This window comes from Streptomyces sp. NPDC028907 (genome assembly GCF_055564995.1).
This window is the reverse complement of record NZ_JBVHVE010000008.1, coordinates 212415-228208: the sequence shown is the minus strand read 5'-3', so window position 1 is coordinate 228208 and position 15794 is coordinate 212415. Positions and strand designations below refer to the sequence as shown.

Sequence of the window (15794 nt, the reverse complement as noted above, 5' to 3'; positions counted from 1 at the left end):
ATGTCCATCGGAATTCTGGGCGGAATGGGGCCGCTGGCAACGGTCGACTTCTACCGGAAGGTCATCGACGCGACCCCGGCCGACGTCGACCAGGACCATCTGCCGGTCGTGGTCTGGGCCGACCCCACCGTCCCGGACCGATCGGCGGCGCTGATCGGGCACGGCCCCGACCCGACGCCGTGGCTCGTGCGCGGCGCACACCGGCTCGAGGCCATGGGGGCGCGGGTCATCGCCACGCCGTGCAACACCGCGCACGCCTTCCTCGACGAGGTACGGACCACGGTGCGGGTCCCGATGCTCGACATGATCGTGGAGACGGTCGCCGAGATCCGCCACCACCACCCGGACGTGGCCTCGGTCGGGCTTCTGGCCACGACCGGCACGGTCCGCGCCGGGCTCTATCAGCGAGCCCTGGAGGCGGCCGGTCTGCGGGTCCTGGTGCCGGGCGAGCTCTCCCAGGGCGAGGCCGTCACGGGCGCCATCCGCCGGGTCAAGGCGGGCGACCTCGGCCCGGCCCCGGCCGCCCTGATCGAGCGGGCGGCCGAGGAGCTGGCGGTCCGAGGGGCGGGCCTGCTGGTGGCGGGCTGCACCGAGCTGCCCCTCCTGCTCGGCGACCACAGCGTGGGCCTCCCGGTGGTGGACCCCACGGCCGCACTGGCCCGGGCGACGGTACGGGAGGCCCTGACGCCGACCGAAGCCGTCTGATCGGGGCTGGTCCGGGCGGTGGGCCGGGCAGTGGGTCGAGCCGTGGTCCGGGCGGTGGGCCGGGTCCGAGGAGTGCGCCTAGAAGAGGGTGCCCTCTTCGGGCCCGTCCAGCTCCTTCAGCAGCTCCGGGCCGTTGTTGCGGACGTTGCTGACCAACGTGGAGACGGGGTAGGCGCGCATCAGCCCGGCCGGGGGCGGGTCGAGCAGCGTGCGCAGCTCCTCGGGGTCGGTGCGGGCCGGGTCGAGCCAGGCGTCCCAGCGGTCCGGGGTCAGCATCAGCGGCATCCGGGGGTGGATGTCGGCCAGCGAGTGCGGGCCCTCGGGCGGCGTCACCGCCAGCGGGGTCGTCTCCGCCTCCGTCGTGATGACGGAGCAGGTCACCCACCAGGCCTGCGGATGCTCGTCGGGCAGCGTCCTGTCCCGCCAGAACTCGTACAGCCCCGCCATCGCGAAGACCGACCCGTCGGCGGGCAGCACGAAGTACGGCTGCTTGCGCGGCCGTTTGCGCCGGCCCTCCTGCTCCAGGTCCAACTCCTGCTTGCCGGTGACCCACTCGTAGTAGCCGTCGGCGGGGATGACGCACCGCCGGGAGGTGAAGGCCCGCCGGTACGACGGCTTCTCGTGGACCGTCTCCGCGCGCGCGTTGATCATCTTGAAGGCGGTCTCGGGGGTCTTGGACCAGCTGGGCACCAGTCCCCACTTCAACTTGCGCAGCTGGCGAACCGGCCGCGGGTCCGGCGCGTCTTTCAGAGGACGGTCGAGGACGACGTGGACCTCTTTGGTGGGGGCCACGTTGTAGTCAGGTTCCAGGGTCTCCTCGGGCTCCCACTTCTCGATCTCAAAGATTCCTGCGAGATCCTCGGGCCCACGACTGGCCGCATACCGTCCGCACATGTCAAACCCCGTCCACGCCTATCACAACAACCCTCCGACCTGTGCAAACGCCAGGTCATGTCGCTTTAGCCGGCACCAAGTCAGTACGGTGCCCGGTCAGCGCCACATCCATCACCTTGACCACCGGGCAGACAGTTGTCCGAGCGCCGCCGTGGCGAACCAGTGTGGCAGGTTGCGAGGCGACCGGTCGTGGCCCACGGTTCTCACTGCTTTACGGAGGCGAGACGAGTAGATGACGGCCAGGACGATGGCATCCGAACCGTGAGCAGGATGCGGCGAGCCCCCCAACCGGTCTCGAACGGCGAAAGCCGCGCGTGACCGCCAGGGCGGGGCGGCGGGTGGAGATGCGGCGACGGCCGCAGCGACCCGAGGTCGACGGCCCGTCGACCGCACGGTGTGGCGGCGCTGCGGGTGCCCCCCCCCCCCGGGGACGGTTCTGTCGCCGCTTGGATCTCATAGCCCGTCGGCGGGGGTGTCCGTGAGGCCGATGATCCAGGCGCACCACTCCAGGTCGGCGCGCCGCCCGGGCAGTTCCAGCACCGAGGAAACCGTCAGTACGAGACCGGTGGCCAAGAAGGAGCGCACCTGCATCGGGTCGGCACCCGACAGACGGGTGATCGTCTGCTGGAGGTCGAGCTGGCGCCGCCGTACCGACTCCTGGACCACCGCATCGCCTGCCGCGGCGTAAGCCTGCAACAGGACGGGACCGACGGTGGGCCGGGTCTGCAGGAGATGCCGGTAGGCGTCACCGAGCGCGCTCAGCGTCGGTTCGGCGCTCTCGAACGTGGCCTCGATCCTGTCGTAGGCCGCATGGACGACCTGAAGGAACAGATCACGCTTCGAGCCGAACATCTGCACGATGCGGGGGTGCGAGATCCCGACACGGGCGGCGATCGCCTCGATCCCCGCACCCGACAGCCCCTTCAGAGCGAACTCCGCGTCGGCCGCCTCCATGATCTCGGCCCGCCGCACCGCCGCGGGCTTACGAGAGCGGCCCGGCTCGGTCACTTCTCGGCTTCCGCGCGGCTGAGCTGGCTCAGCACGAGGTGGTTGTCGTACAGGCATCGGTAGGCGTGGATCAGCCCGTCCTCGCCCAGCTCCAGACGGTCGTCGCCGTGGAACTCCACGCGCTGACCGGTGCCGGCGAGGGTCCCCGAGAAGCGCCACGCCACCAGCACGGCCCGCCGCGTCACCTCCCCGTACAGCCCCATGCGGGTGAACGAGTAGTCGGGGAAGGTGCGTGCCATGCGCGTCACGAAGTCGCGGATGCTGTCGGGGCCGTACGCCGTCTCACCCAGCGCCGGCTCGTCGTACACCAGATCTTCGGCACACAGTGCCGCCACGGCATCGCCGTCGTGCTGGTTCCAGGCCCTCTCCCATCGATCGCAGAACGCCTCAACGGCATTGATGTCGGTTGCGGCCACTTCGGCCAGGATCACAGTCATGCACATAACTTACAGGTAAGTAAGAAGTGCTCCGCAACACCTTTCGCGGCTCCAAGTCAGCGCACAGCCGGCACGGGTAAAGCAAGAACCTTGGATCCCTCCGCGGTTCTGACGCTGTGACCTGCATGTTTGTTGTCAGGAACGGTCCCTGTTAAGTCGGCGTCTCAGATACCGTCCGCACATGCGTGCCACACTGCCAGGCCCACCCGTCGCCCGACCACCACCCCTCAACGACGGCGCAACGCGCCGGCCCCTCTTGACCCGACCACAGGGAGCCATCGCCTTACATGGACAGCACCGCATCCGCCTCGCTCGCCTCCCTCTGGGACGAGGTCGCCGGCACCCAGCCCGACCCGGATCTGTGGGTGGTGATCGCCACGCTGGTCGCCGCGCTCGTCGTGGTCGTCCCGCACGTCCTGTGGCGCCTGTCGCGCAACGCCATCACCATCGCCCACGAGGGCGGTCACGGCCTGGTCGCCCTGCTGACCGGCCGCACCCTGACCGGCATACGCCTGCACTCCGACACCAGCGGCCTCACCGTCAGCCGCGGCAAGCCGCACGGCATCGGCATGATCCTCACCGCGGCCGCCGGCTACACCGCTCCCCCGCTGCTGGGCCTGGGCGGCGCCGCCCTGCTGGCCTCCGGCCGGATCACCCTGCTCCTCTGGCTGGCGACGGCCCTGCTGGTGGCGATGCTGGTGATGATCCGCAACGCGTACGGGGCGCTGACGGTGTTCGTGACGGGTGGCACCTTCGTGCTGGTCAGCTGGCTGACGGGCCCGCAGGTGCAGGCGGCGTTCGCGTATGCGGTCGTCTGGTTCCTGCTGCTGGGCGGGGTGCGACCGGCCTTCGAACTGCAGGCGAAACGGTCGCGGGGAGGGGCGGGAGACTCGGACGCGGACCAGTTGTCGCGATTGACTCACGTGCCCGCGGGCTTGTGGCTGTTCCTGTTCCACGCGGTGTCGCTGTGCTCATTGATAGGCGGGGGCCGCTGGCTACTGGCGGTATGACAGCCGACCTCAGGGGCGCGGGGCCGTATGGATCTGCGACTCCGCCGCCTGGGCGCGACCAGCCCCCACGGCGCCGCCCCCGAAGAACGGCCTGCACAACCCCCTCCTTATAAAGTGAACCCATGGCCCAAAACCCCGCCGCACACACCGCCCTCTGGCCCGCCCCGCACGCGAGCGGAGCCGTCGACGCGACGGTCCACGTGCCCGGGTCCAAGTCGGTCACCAACCGCGCCCTCGTCCTCGCAGCTCTCGCCTCCGAGCCGGGTTGGCTGCGCCGCCCCCTCCGGTCCCGCGACACCCTGCTGATGGCCGGCGCGCTGCGGGCGATGGGCGTCGGCATCGAGGAGGGCGTCGGCCCCGAGGGCACCGGCGAGGCGTGGCGGGTGCTCCCCGCGGGCCTGCGCGGACCGGCCACGGTCGATGTCGGCAACGCCGGGACGGTGATGCGCTTCCTGCCGCCGGTGGCGGCGCTGGCCGACGGGCCCATCCGGTTCGACGGCGACCCCAGGTCGTACGAGCGTCCCCTGCACGGCGTGATCGACGCCCTGCGCGTCCTCGGTGCCCGCATCGACGACGACGGCCGGGGCGCGCTGCCGCTGACGGTCCACGGCGGGGGTGCCCTGGACGGCGGCCCGGTGGAGATCGACGCCTCCTCGTCGTCCCAGTTCGTGTCGGCGCTGCTGCTGTCCGGCCCGCGCTTCAACCAGGGCGTGGAGGTCCGGCACACCGGTTCCTCCCTCCCCTCCATGCCGCACATCCGCATGACCGTGGACATGCTGCGCTCGGTCGGCGCCCAGGTCGACACCCCGGAGTCGGGCGGCGAACCGAACGTCTGGCGGGTCACGCCGGGTGCCCTGCTCGGCCGCGACCTGACCATCGAGCCGGACCTGTCCAACGCCCAGCCGTTCCTGGCGGCGGCACTGGTCACCGGCGGCAAGATCCTCATCCCGGACTGGCCGGCCCGCACCACCCAGCCCGGCGACCGGCTGCGCGAGATCTTCACCGAGATGGGCGGTTCCTGCGAACTCACCGAGTACGGGCTCGTGTTCACCGGTTCAGGTGCCATCCACGGCATCGACGTGGACCTGGGCGAGGTCGGCGAACTCACCCCGGGCATCGCGGCGGTGGCCGCTCTGGCCGACTCCCCCTCCACGCTCCGCGGTGTCGCGCATCTGCGTCTGCACGAGACGGACCGGCTGGCCGCGCTCACCAAGGAGATCAACGAACTCGGCGGTGACGTGACGGAGACGGCCGACGGACTGCACATCCGCCCGCGCCGGCTGCACGGCGGCGTCTTCCACACCTACGAGGACCACCGCATGGCGACGGCCGGGGCGATCATCGGCCTCGCGGTCGAGGGCGTACGGATCGAGAACGTGGCGACGACGGCGAAGACCCTGCCGGACTTCCCCGAGCTGTGGACCGGGATGCTCGGGGCGTAGGGACGCGGAGAAACAGCCATGCGCCGCTACGGCAAGCACACCGACGAGGACGACATCCGCACCCGTCCGGGCCGTCGGAACACCCGACCCCGTACGAACATCCGGCCCAAGCACGAGGACGCCGCCGAGGGCATGGTCCTCACCGTCGACCGGGGTCGCCTGACCTGTCTCGTCGAGGACCGGGTCGTGATGGCGATGAAGGCCCGCGAACTCGGCCGCAAGGCGGCGGTGGTCGGGGACCGGGTCGCGCTGGTCGGCGACCTGTCCGGCCAGAAGGACACACTCGCGCGGATCGTACGGATCGAGGAGCGGACATCGCTGCTGCGCCGTACCGCCGACGACGACGATCCCTACGAGCGGGTCGTCGTCGCCAACGCCGACCAACTCGCCATCGTCACCGCCCTCGCCGACCCCGAGCCGCGGCCCAGGCTGATCGACCGCTGTCTGGTGGCGGCGTTCGACGGCGGCCTGGAACCGCTGCTGGTGATGACGAAGTCGGACCTCGCCTCGCCGGACGAACTCCTCGAACTGTACGGGGCGTTGGACATTCCGTACGTCGTCACCAGTCGGGAGGAACTGGCGGTGGGGGGTGCGGCGGACCGGGTGCGGGAGCATCTGGAGGGTCGGGTCACGGCGTTCGTCGGTCACTCGGGGGTGGGCAAGACGACGCTGGTGAACGCGTTGGTGCCGGAGGAACGCAGGCGTACGACGGGCCATGTCAACGCGGTGACGGGGCGGGGGCGGCACACGACGACGTCGGCGCTGGCGCTGCCGCTGACGGTGACGGACGGTTGGGTGATCGACACCCCCGGCGTCCGCTCTTTCGGCCTGGCTCATATCGACCCGTCCCGGGTGATCCACGCGTTCCCCGACCTGGTCCCGGGAACCGAAGGCTGTCCGCGTGCGTGCAGTCATGACGAACCGGACTGCGCGCTGGACGAATGGGTGGCGGAGGGGCACGCCGATCCCGCGCGGCTGTACTCGTTGCGACGGCTGCTGGCGACGCGGGAGCGCACGGAAGGCGACTGAGGAAGGGGACTGACCTCCGCGTTGTTTGTCCCCCCGCGAGTCCGGTAAAGGCATAATCGCACCGAGCCTGATCCAAGCCTGGCGAAGCGGTCACAGAACGTGGGCATACGGGAGGACAGCACATGGCGTGGCTGCTGGTCATCGTGGCGGGGCTGCTCGAAACCGGCTTCGCCGTCTGCCTGAAACTGTCGCACGGCTTCAGTCGGCTCTGGCCGACGGTCGCCTTCTGCATCTTCGCCCTGGGCAGTTTCGGCCTGCTGACGCTTTCCCTGAAGAAACTGGACGTGGGCCCGGCGTACGCGGTGTGGACAGGGATCGGGGCGGCGGGTACCGCGATCTACGGGATGATCTTCCTCGGGGACCTCGTGTCGACGCTGAAGATCGTGTCGATCAGCCTGGTGATCGTGGGCGTCGTCGGCCTGCAGCTGTCGGGCTCGGCACACTGACTTCGTGGCCTCGACCCGGGGCCTCGGTCATCCCGCCAACTGCCGGTGCAGCGCGCTGCGTACGAGGTCGGCGACGCCGCCTTCGCCGGGTGGGGCGGCGACACAGGAGAGAGCGAGCCTGACGACGAGTTCGCATGATCGCGCGAGGTCCGCGATGTCGGACTTGTTGATGCCAGGCCCGGAGATGACCACCACGGCCCGGTCACGGACGAGGGCCACGAAGTCGCCCGGAGACGGGAGCGGGCCGTCGGCGCGGCGCTGTGCCGGTACGGCGGAGGTGGACGGTACGGCGGACAGCGTCGGTGAGGGCAGGCGCTCGCTCCAGCAGCCCGTGAGCATGGCGCGGACGAGGGCGTTGTCCCGGGCGAGTGCGGCGGTCCACTCCGCGGTGGCGGTGAGACGTTCCCTGGCGTCACTGTGGGTGGCGAGGGCGCGCTCTACGCCGGCGAGGTAGCCGTCGGCCTCCCTTCTGACGAGCGCGCGGGCAAGCCCTTCCTTGCTCCCGAACTCGTTGTACAGCGTCTGCCGGGACACTCCGGCCGCCGCGGCCACGTCCACCATCCGCACGGCGGACCACGGCCGACGCGCCAGCGCCGTGTAAGCGGCGTCCAGCAGTGATTCCCGCGCTGCAGGCATCATCGCCTCCCTGGGAGGAGCGGCTCTGCGCCCAGATTTGACGCGCACAGGGGCACTGTCAAGGGTTCGCGAAGGCACGCGGGGGCGCGCGCGGCCCCCGCGTGCCCGCAGGGGCTTCGCCGGCCCCAGGCACCCTCAGCCCGCCCGACATTCGAAGACAAGGCATCACCAACCCCTACCCACCCACAGGCGCTACGCCACCCCAGCCACCCCCAGCCCGCCCGACATTCGAGGACGGGCCATTGCTGTCCCAGGCCCCCACCCACCCGCAGAGGACTTCACCGGTCCAGTGACCCCCAGCCCACCCACCGCCCGAGAACAAGGCCACCCCAAGCCCCCACCCACCCCCAGGGGACTTCACCGGTCCAGTGACCCCCAGCCCACCCACCGCCCGAGAACAAGGCCACCCCAAGCCCCCACCCACCCCCAGGGGACTTCACCGGTCCGGTGACCCCCAGCCCACCCGACGTCCGAGGACAAGGCCGTCCCAAGCCCCCACCCACCCGCAGGGGGCTTCGCTGCCCAAGGCACCCCTCAGCCCGTCCGGCGTTTGAGGACGAGGCCGTTGAGGCCGATGGGGGTCCAGGGGGCGGAGCCCCTTGGCGGGGTCGAAGGGGCGGAGCCCCTGGGGATGGGACGGGTAGGGGCGGCGGGGGCGAGGAAAACCCGGGGAACTTGATCGGCTGGGCCCTGTAGCCCCACCCCGACCACGACAGATAGCGTTCGTTCCATGCCGGACTACCTCGACGACCTCCGCCTCGCCCACGTCCTCGCGGACAACGCCGACGCCGCCACCATGGACCGCTTCAAGGCCCTCGACCTCAAAGTCGAGACGAAGCCGGACATGACCCCGGTGACCGAGGCCGACAAGGCCGCCGAGGACCTCATCCGCGGCCAGCTGCAACGCGCCCGCCCGAGAGACGCGATCCTCGGCGAGGAGTACGGCATCGAGGGCACCGGCCCCCGCCGCTGGGTCATCGACCCCATCGACGGCACCAAGAACTACGTACGCGGCGTCCCGGTCTGGGCCACCCTCATCGCCCTGATGGAGGCGGCAGAGGGCGGCTACCAGCCGGTCGTCGGCGTCGTCTCCGCCCCCGCCCTCGGCCGCCGCTGGTGGGCGGCCAAGGGCCACGGCGCCTTCACCGGCCGCAGCCTCTCCTCCGCGACTCGTCTGCACGTCTCCCAGGTCTCGAAGCTGACGGACGCGTCGTTCGCGTACTCCTCCCTCAGCGGCTGGGAGGACAAGGGACGGCTGGGCGGCTTCCTCGACCTCACCCGCGAGGTGTGGCGCACGCGCGCGTACGGCGACTTCTGGCCGTACATGATGGTCGCCGAGGGTGCCGTGGACATCTGCGCCGAGCCCGAGCTGTCCCTGTGGGACATGGCCGCCACCGCGATCGTCGTGACGGAGGCGGGCGGCACCTTCACCGGCCTCGACGGCCGCCCCGGCCCGCACAGCGGCAACGCCGCCGCCTCGAACGGCCTGCTGCACGACGAGCTCCTCGGGTACCTCAACGAGCGCTACTGAACGCCCTCTTGTTGACCCCCTCTTTACCTGTCACTCTGAGAGTCCCCCCACTTGTGAATTTGTGAAACGATGAACAAACGGTGCGGGGGCACTTCAGGAGGTGGCTCCATCCATGCTCGTACGTGACGCCATGAGCACCGTGGTCCTCACCATCGGCCCCACTCACACCCTTCGCCAGGCCGCCGCACTGATGTCCGCCCGTCGGGTCGGCGCGGCCGTGGTGCACGACCCCGACGCCGGCGGCATCGGCATCCTCACCGAACGCGACATCCTCAACTCCGTCGGCCTCGGCCAGAACCCGGACGACGAACGCACCCAGGACCACACCACCAACGACGTCGTGTTCGCCGCCCCGGTCTGGACCCTGGAGGAGGCGGCCCGCGCCATGGCGCACGGCGGCTTCCGACATCTGATCGTCCTGGATCACGACGAGCCCGTGGGCATCGTCTCGGTGCGCGACATCATCCGCTGCTGGGCACCCGTACGACAGCACGTGCCGGCCTGACCACGCGCGACGGGCCGGACCCCCGAAGGAACCCGGCCCGTCCGCCGCGGCAAGCGGTCCGGCGCCGGAGCCAGCCGCGCATCCCCATCCCCTCCCGCGTCGATTCGGTGCGACTCCAGCCGCTCCCGCACACTGGCAGAGACGATCTCGGTCCCATACTGGACTCTGTCCAATTCGAGCCGGGCTCCAAAGTCACATTCATTCGGAACCTGGTCCTTCTGCTGTTAAGGTGTTCTCCATGAGTGACCTTCTGGAACGGCTGCGCGGACGCGGATGGCGGATGACCGCGCAGCGGCGCGTCGTGGCCGAGGTCCTCGCTGGCGATCACGTCCATCTGACTGCCGACGAGGTGCACGCGCGAGCCGTCGCCAAGCTGCCCGAGATCTCCCGCGCGACCGTCTACAACACGCTGGGCGAGCTGGTCACCCTCGGCGAGGTGCTCGAGGTCTCCACCGACAAGCGCGCCAAGCGGTACGACCCGAACGCCCACCGGCCCCACCACCACCTGGTGTGCGCCCAGTGCGGCGCGATCCGTGACGTACACCCCACGGGCAACCCGATGGCCGACCTCCCGGACTCCGAGCGCTTCGGCTTCACGGTCTCGGACGTCGAGGTGACGTACCGCGGCACCTGCCCGAACTGCGCGAAGGCCTAGCCCTCTCAAAGCCCGCATCCTGAGCCCCGGCACCGGTGGTGCCGGGGCTTTGTGCTGCCCATGCGCGGGCGGGGTTTCCGAATCTGACGGACCGTCATATGGTCGACGGCACCCACACGTCCGTTCCGCACTCCGCGAGGAGACCGAAGTGGGAGAGCCGTACCCCAAACTGAGAGCGACCGACCTGACGCGTACCTTCGGCCGAACCCCCCACACGGTGCACGCCCTCGGCCCCCTCGATCTGACCGTCGCGCCCGGCGAGTTCGTCTGTGTCGTCGGCCCCTCCGGCTGCGGCAAGTCCACACTGCTGCGGATCGCCGCGGGGCTGCTCCGCCCTAGCACCGGCACCCTGGAGATCCGGACGACCAGCGCGCGGCCGGCCGCCATGATCTTCCAGGACTACGGCATCTACGACTGGAAGACCGTTCGCGCCAACGTCCGTTTCGGCCTGGACATCCAGCGCGTCCCGCGCCGCGAGGCCAACGCCCGTGCCGAGGACTGGCTGGCCCGCATGGGCCTGTCGGACTTCGCGGACGCCTACCCGGCCGCCCTCTCGGGCGGCATGCGCCAGCGCGTGGCCATCGCCCGGGCGCTGGCCGTGGAGCCCGAACTGCTGCTGATGGACGAGCCGTTCGCGGCGCTCGACGCCCAGCTGCGCACGATCCTCCAGGACGAGCTCCTCGAACTCACCCAGTCGCTGAGGACGACCACGCTGTTCATCACACACAGCCTGGAGGAGGCGATCGTCCTCGGCGACCGGGTCCTCGTCATGTCCGCCCGCCCGGGCCGGATCATCGCCGAACACCGCCCGCCCTTCCCCCGCCCGCGCACCGGTGACATCCGCGCCACCCCCGAGTTCACGGCGTTGAAGAGCGAGCTGTGGGACCTGCTGCGGAAGGAGGCGGTACCGGCATGACGACGCTCACGAAGCCACCCGCCGGCTCCGTACTGGTCCGCCGCCCCGGCCCACAGGAACTCCACCCCGCCCGCACCCACCGCCGCAGGCGCGCCCTGGAGCTTTCCCTGGCGCTCGCCGTGCCCCTCTCCCTCGTCCTCCTCTGGCAACTGGCCGCCACCCAGGCCTGGATCGACGACCGTGTCTACCCGGCTCCGTCCACGATCCTCGCCGACGGCTGGGACCGTGCCGCGGCCGGCGACCTCTGGCCGGACGTGTGGGCGACGCTGAAGCGCGTCCTCGCCGGATATGCGGCCGGCACGGCGGCGGGCTACGCCCTGGGCCTGCTGATGGGCTCCCTGTCCCTGGTACGAGCGGCCCTGGAACCGCTCCTGGACGCGCTGTACGTCGTACCGAAACTGGCCCTGCTGCCGATCTTCCTGAACATGTTCGGCCTGGGCGAGGGCCCGCAGGTGGCACTGGTGGCGGCGACGGTGTTCTTCTTCGTCTGGATCTCCACCATGTCCGCGGTCATGTCCATCCCCTCCGGCCATCGCGACGCGGGCCAGGTCTTCGGCGCCTCGCGATGGCAGATGTTCCGCCATGTCCTGCTTCCGGCGTCGCTCCCCGCCGTCCTGGTGGGCGCACGCATCGCTGCGGGCGTGGCGGTGCTGGTGATCGTCGCCTCGGAGCAGATCGCCGCGACCGACGGCCTGGGCCATCTGATCTTCGACTCGCGCGCGCTCTTCCAGAACGACGTGATGTTCGTCGGCATCGTCTGCGTCGCCGTGCTCGGAGTGCTCTTCTCCGAACTGATCCGCTTCGCCGGCCGCCTGCTCACCCCGTGGGCACCGAGGGACCGGGGACGGGGCCAGTCATGAACGAAAGGGGCCGGTCATGAACGAAAGGACCCACGCATACGGCGCCACCCTCACCGCGGTCACCGCCGCGGCCGCGCTGCTGGCGTCGGCAGCGTGTTCGTCGCCGTCCGGCTCGGACTCCTCATCGGCTGCGGCAGCCGGCCAGCGCACGGTCCGCCCGGTGGACGGCTGCGGCGCGAAGTCCTGGACGGACCCGAAGGACCTCTCCCCGACCCGCCCCCCGGCCCGCTGCCGCCCCGGATCCCCTCCCCCACAGTCGCTGTCCGAGCCCCGCAAGCTGACGATCGCCACCGGAACGCTGAGCGCCGAGTACGTGGCTCCCCTGCAAGTCGCGCTCGACAAAGGGGAGTTCAAGAAGGAGGGCCTGGACGTCGAGCTGAAGGTCCTGCCCACCCCGGACGCACTGCCCCTGCTGGCCAAGGGGGACATCGACGCCCTGTGGGCGGCCCCGGAGGCGGCCGTGATGAACGGCATCAAGGGCGGCTTCGACATCAAGTGGGTCGCGGCGAACTTCTCCCCCGACCCCAGATCGAAGAGCGGCCTGTGGGTACGCCTGAAGGAGGGCGAGAGCGCGAGCCGCGTCACCATGGCGGGCCGCAGGCTCGGCACGATGATCGGCAAGGGCTCGGTGATCGCGTACCCCATGGAGAAGGCCCTGGAACAGCACGGCGGCGGCCTGGCCGACATCCGGTACCAGCAACTCGGCTCAGCCGACGTCCTCACGGCCCTGCGGAACGGCGGCGTCGACTCCGCCTGGCTCCTGGACCCGGTCTGGCGCAAGGTGGACGGCCGACAGGGCTACGCCTTCCTCGGCGGCCAGCCCCAGGGCGAACCCCTGGGCGGCATGCTCTACGGCCGCAGCCTGCTCCAGGACGACCTCGACGCCGGCGTCGCACTCCTCAGGGCCTACATCCGCACGGTGAATTCGTATTTCGCGTCCGACTACAAGCAGAATGCGACCTTCGTCACATACCTTTCCAAACTTCTGAAGTCAGACGCATCCATCCTCCAGTCCACCCCACCCCTCCGCATGGACTGGGAAATCCGCTCCGGCACGACGACCCGGCTCCAGTCGGCCTACGAGGCCCAAGGCGTGGCGGAGGGAACCCCACTCCCGGAGTCACGCACAGTGAACCGCACACTCTACGAGGAGGCAGTGGGCCACGCGCCCTCAAGGTGAAATCACCTGGTCGTAGGTGAAACACCTGGTCGGTAAAACACCTGGGGCCGGAACCCTTTCGGATTCCGGCCCCAGGCCTTCAGTAGCGGGGACAGGATTTGAACCTGCGACCTCTGGGTTATGAGCCCAGCGAGCTACCGAGCTGCTCCACCCCGCGTCGGTGAACGCAACATTACGTCAACGGTGCGGACAGAGCAAATCGCTCACTGTCCATGCACTCTCAGCCCGTCCGGCGCATACGGCCAAGCCGCATTCTCGGCCCGTCCAACGTTTGCGGACGAGCCGCATTCTCAGCCGGGTCCAACGTTTGAGGGCGAGCCGCATTCTCAGCCCGTCCGGCGTTTGAGGACGAGGCCCTCCGGGCCGATGGCGGGGTCTGGGGCGGCAGCCCCAGCGGGGTCGAAGGGGCGGAGCCCCTTCAAGGGATGGGACGGGTAGGGGCGGCGGGGGCGAAAAACCCATCGCCAAACCTCACGCCGACAACTCCTCCCGCAGAGCGTCCCGCAACCGCGCCGCCCGCTCCGCAACCTCCCGCGGCCCCAACACCACCGCCCGATCAGCCCACCGCTGCCCCTCCGCCAACTCCCCCCGACGCGCGTAGACCAGAGCGAGCCGCAACGCCGACCGCCCATGCCCGGCATCCGCCGCCCGCGTCCACCACACCGCCGCCTCCGGCTCACTCCCCTCCCGAGCCAGCAGCAGCCCCAGATTGAACGCCCCGTTCCGCGACCCGGCCTCGGCGGCCGCCCGGTACCACCGCGCCGCCTCCACCACATCGCCCCGCGCCGCCGCGAGCATCCCCACCCGCACCTGCGCACGCCGATGCCCCTGCGAGGCCGCCCGCTCGTACCACTCCTCGCACTCGGTCTTCTCGTGCACCGTCTCCCCGAGCTCATGCGCGGGCTCCGGCGGACGGCGAGCGTCCAGGACGGTCGCCAGCCGATACGCGGCCTCCCCACTGCCCGCCCCGGCCGCGCGCCGCAGATGCCGCTCGGCGGCATGCTCGTCGCCGTCCCGCAACCGAGCGATCCCGACCTGGAGCGCCGCCTCCGTGTGCCCGGCGGCCGCGGCACGCTCGTACCACCGCAGCGCGGCCCGCTCCTCGCCCCGCCCGGCGTGCAGGATCCCCAGGTTGAACGCGGCGTCCACGCTGCCGGCCTCCGCGGCCTTGGAGAACCACGGCTCGGCCCCCGTCGCGTCCCCGCCCTGAAGCAGCAGGATCGCCAACGCGTTCGCCGCCTCACGATGCCCGGCGTACGCCGCCCGCCGGTACCACTGCTCGGCCTGTACGGTGCGCCCCTGCTCGGCGCAGAGCAGCCCGAGGTTGTACGCGCCGTTCACGTCGCCGGCGTCCATCGCGGCCCGGTACCAGCGCTCGGCGGTCTGTGTCTCGCCGCGCTCGGCGTGCAGCGCGCCCAGCGCGTTGGCCGCGTTGCCGTCACCGTCCTGCGCGGCCCGCAGCCACCACACGGCCGCGCTCTCGGTGTCCCCGGCGTCCCGCAGCAGGAACCCGAGCGCGCAGGCGGCCCGCGCCTCGCCGTCCTTGGCGGACGTCAGATACCAGCGCCCGGCCTCCTTGAGCTCCCCGCGCTTCTCCAGGATCGCCCCGAGGTGCAGCGCGGCCCTGCGGTGCCCGCGCGCGGCGGCCTGGCGGTACCACTGCGCGGCCTCGTCCAGCATCGACTCGCTCGGCGCGACACCGTTGTCGGATCCCTCCTCGCCCGTGCGCACCGCCTGCCGGTCCAGCGCACGCGCCAGCCGGTACGCCGCCTCCCGGTGCCCGCGCTCGGCCGCGGCCCGCATCCACTGCTCGGCCCCGTCGTCGCCGCGGTGCTCCAGCAGATCGGCGAGGGCGTAGGCGCCCAGCGCGTGTCCCTGCTCGGCGGCCTGCCGCAGCCAGTACTCGGCGGCGGGCTCGTCGCCGCGCTCACGGTGATGGCGTCCCAGCGCGTGCGCGGCCGCGGCCGACCCCGCGACGGCGGCGATCCGCCACCATCCGGCGGCGTCGTCGGCGTATCCCCGCTGGTGAAGAAGGACTCCCAGGTTGTTGGCCGCGGCCCGGTCGCCCGCGGCGGTGGCGGCACGCAGATGGGGCTCGGCTCCGTCGAGGTCACCGCGGCGCAACAGCATGGCCCCGAGGACGCTCATCGCCTCCACGTCACCGGCCTCGGCGGCGAGCAACTGCCGTGCCTCCTCGGCGGCCGCCCCGGTCTCGTCCGGGTCCGTCGGCCGGTCGAGGGCGAGCCCGCCCTCCGGCTCCGGGAAATCGCCCACCGGCTGCGAGGCACCGTCCGTCGACCGCGCCAAATCGCCCGTCGGCTGCACAAAGTCGGCAGGCTGCACAAACCGCCCTGTCTCCAACAGAGTTGCCTTGTCCCCCATAACGTCCATCGTCGCACCACCTGCAACCTGGGTACACCTGGTATACCGCAGCCAGTGAGGTCACTTCAGCGTTTTGTCGACATGCCCACAGAGAGACAAGTCAAACACAGTTCTCCCAACTCCCCACGGCGGCGCGGCCGTCCCCCTGCCCCGGCACA

The 15794-nt window shown here is 70.8% G+C and carries 16 protein-coding genes and 1 tRNA gene; 11 read left to right on the top strand and 6 right to left on the bottom strand.

Features of this window, described 5'->3' with window-relative positions; translation table 11 throughout:
- Positions 1–705: a cysteate racemase gene (cuyB, locus tag ACZ4UU_RS25480; RefSeq protein WP_471905679.1), complete on the top strand. Its 705-nt coding sequence runs from the start codon at positions 1–3 to the stop codon at positions 703–705.
- Between the two features lie 78 nt (positions 706–783).
- On the opposite strand, the gene ACZ4UU_RS25475 is transcribed toward cuyB, so the two are convergent.
- From ACZ4UU_RS25475 to ACZ4UU_RS25465, 3 genes are all read right to left on the bottom strand, one after another.
- On the bottom strand, positions 784–1599 hold the full coding sequence (locus ACZ4UU_RS25475; protein ID WP_471905678.1) for an SOS response-associated peptidase: 816 nt from the start codon (positions 1597–1599) through the stop codon (positions 784–786).
- Positions 1600–2052: 453 nt separating this feature from the next.
- Positions 2053–2607 carry a TetR/AcrR family transcriptional regulator gene (locus ACZ4UU_RS25470; protein WP_471905677.1) on the bottom strand — a complete coding sequence of 185 codons (555 nt, stop codon included), beginning with the start codon at positions 2605–2607 and terminating at the stop codon, positions 2053–2055.
- Complete coding sequence (locus tag ACZ4UU_RS25465) at positions 2604–3044, bottom strand: nuclear transport factor 2 family protein (protein ID WP_471905676.1); 441 nt, start codon at positions 3042–3044, stop codon at positions 2604–2606. The genes ACZ4UU_RS25470 and ACZ4UU_RS25465 overlap by 4 nt, the downstream gene beginning before the upstream one ends.
- 287 nt (positions 3045–3331) lie before the next feature.
- On the opposite strand from ACZ4UU_RS25465, the gene ACZ4UU_RS25460 reads away from it, so the two are divergent.
- The 4 genes from ACZ4UU_RS25460 (at position 3332) to ACZ4UU_RS25445 (ending at position 6971) form a co-directional block, all read left to right on the top strand.
- Complete coding sequence (locus ACZ4UU_RS25460; RefSeq protein WP_471905675.1) at positions 3332–4054, top strand: M50 family metallopeptidase; 723 nt, start codon at positions 3332–3334, stop codon at positions 4052–4054.
- Between the two features lie 122 nt (positions 4055–4176).
- The gene (gene aroA / locus ACZ4UU_RS25455; RefSeq protein ID WP_471905674.1) at positions 4177–5496 is read left to right on the top strand and encodes a 3-phosphoshikimate 1-carboxyvinyltransferase; all 1320 of its coding nucleotides are present in this window, start codon (positions 4177–4179) and stop codon (positions 5494–5496) included.
- A gap of 18 nt (positions 5497–5514) precedes the next feature.
- Complete coding sequence (rsgA, locus tag ACZ4UU_RS25450) at positions 5515–6525, top strand: ribosome small subunit-dependent GTPase A (protein ID WP_471905673.1); 1011 nt, start codon at positions 5515–5517, stop codon at positions 6523–6525.
- A 122-nt stretch (positions 6526–6647) separates the two neighbouring features.
- Positions 6648–6971, top strand: a complete 324-nt coding sequence (locus ACZ4UU_RS25445; protein WP_471905672.1) for a DMT family transporter — start codon at positions 6648–6650, stop codon at positions 6969–6971.
- Between the two features lie 27 nt (positions 6972–6998).
- Here the strand turns inward: ACZ4UU_RS25445 and ACZ4UU_RS25440 are convergent, their stop codons facing one another.
- The gene (locus ACZ4UU_RS25440; RefSeq protein ID WP_391418686.1) at positions 6999–7610 is read right to left on the bottom strand and encodes a TetR/AcrR family transcriptional regulator; all 612 of its coding nucleotides are present in this window, start codon (positions 7608–7610) and stop codon (positions 6999–7001) included.
- Positions 7611–8337: 727 nt separating this feature from the next.
- Between ACZ4UU_RS25440 and hisN the strand changes: the two genes are divergently transcribed.
- The 6 genes from hisN (at position 8338) to ACZ4UU_RS25410 (ending at position 13254) form a co-directional block, all read left to right on the top strand.
- Positions 8338–9138, top strand: coding sequence for a histidinol-phosphatase (gene hisN / locus ACZ4UU_RS25435; protein WP_471905671.1), 801 nt, complete (start codon positions 8338–8340; stop codon positions 9136–9138).
- Between the two features lie 112 nt (positions 9139–9250).
- Positions 9251–9643, top strand: a complete 393-nt coding sequence (locus tag ACZ4UU_RS25430) for a CBS domain-containing protein (RefSeq protein WP_471905670.1) — start codon at positions 9251–9253, stop codon at positions 9641–9643.
- A 238-nt stretch (positions 9644–9881) separates the two neighbouring features.
- Entirely contained in the window at positions 9882–10298 is a 417-nt protein-coding gene (locus ACZ4UU_RS25425) for a Fur family transcriptional regulator (RefSeq protein WP_048582111.1), read from the top strand.
- A gap of 148 nt (positions 10299–10446) precedes the next feature.
- Entirely contained in the window at positions 10447–11214 is a 768-nt protein-coding gene (locus ACZ4UU_RS25420; protein ID WP_471905669.1) for an ABC transporter ATP-binding protein, read from the top strand.
- Entirely contained in the window at positions 11211–12074 is an 864-nt protein-coding gene (locus ACZ4UU_RS25415) for an ABC transporter permease (RefSeq protein ID WP_471905668.1), read from the top strand. The genes ACZ4UU_RS25420 and ACZ4UU_RS25415 overlap by 4 nt, the downstream gene beginning before the upstream one ends.
- 16 nt (positions 12075–12090) lie before the next feature.
- Positions 12091–13254: an ABC transporter substrate-binding protein gene (locus ACZ4UU_RS25410; protein WP_471905667.1), complete on the top strand. Its 1164-nt coding sequence runs from the start codon at positions 12091–12093 to the stop codon at positions 13252–13254.
- A gap of 83 nt (positions 13255–13337) precedes the next feature.
- On the opposite strand, the gene ACZ4UU_RS25405 is transcribed toward ACZ4UU_RS25410, so the two are convergent.
- Together ACZ4UU_RS25405 and ACZ4UU_RS25400 are read right to left on the bottom strand one after the other, a co-directional pair.
- Positions 13338–13411, bottom strand: a tRNA-Met gene (locus ACZ4UU_RS25405).
- A 314-nt stretch (positions 13412–13725) separates the two neighbouring features.
- Positions 13726–15645, bottom strand: coding sequence for a tetratricopeptide repeat protein (locus ACZ4UU_RS25400; protein ID WP_471905666.1), 1920 nt, complete (start codon positions 15643–15645; stop codon positions 13726–13728).
- Positions 15646–15794: the final 149 nt, after the last annotated feature.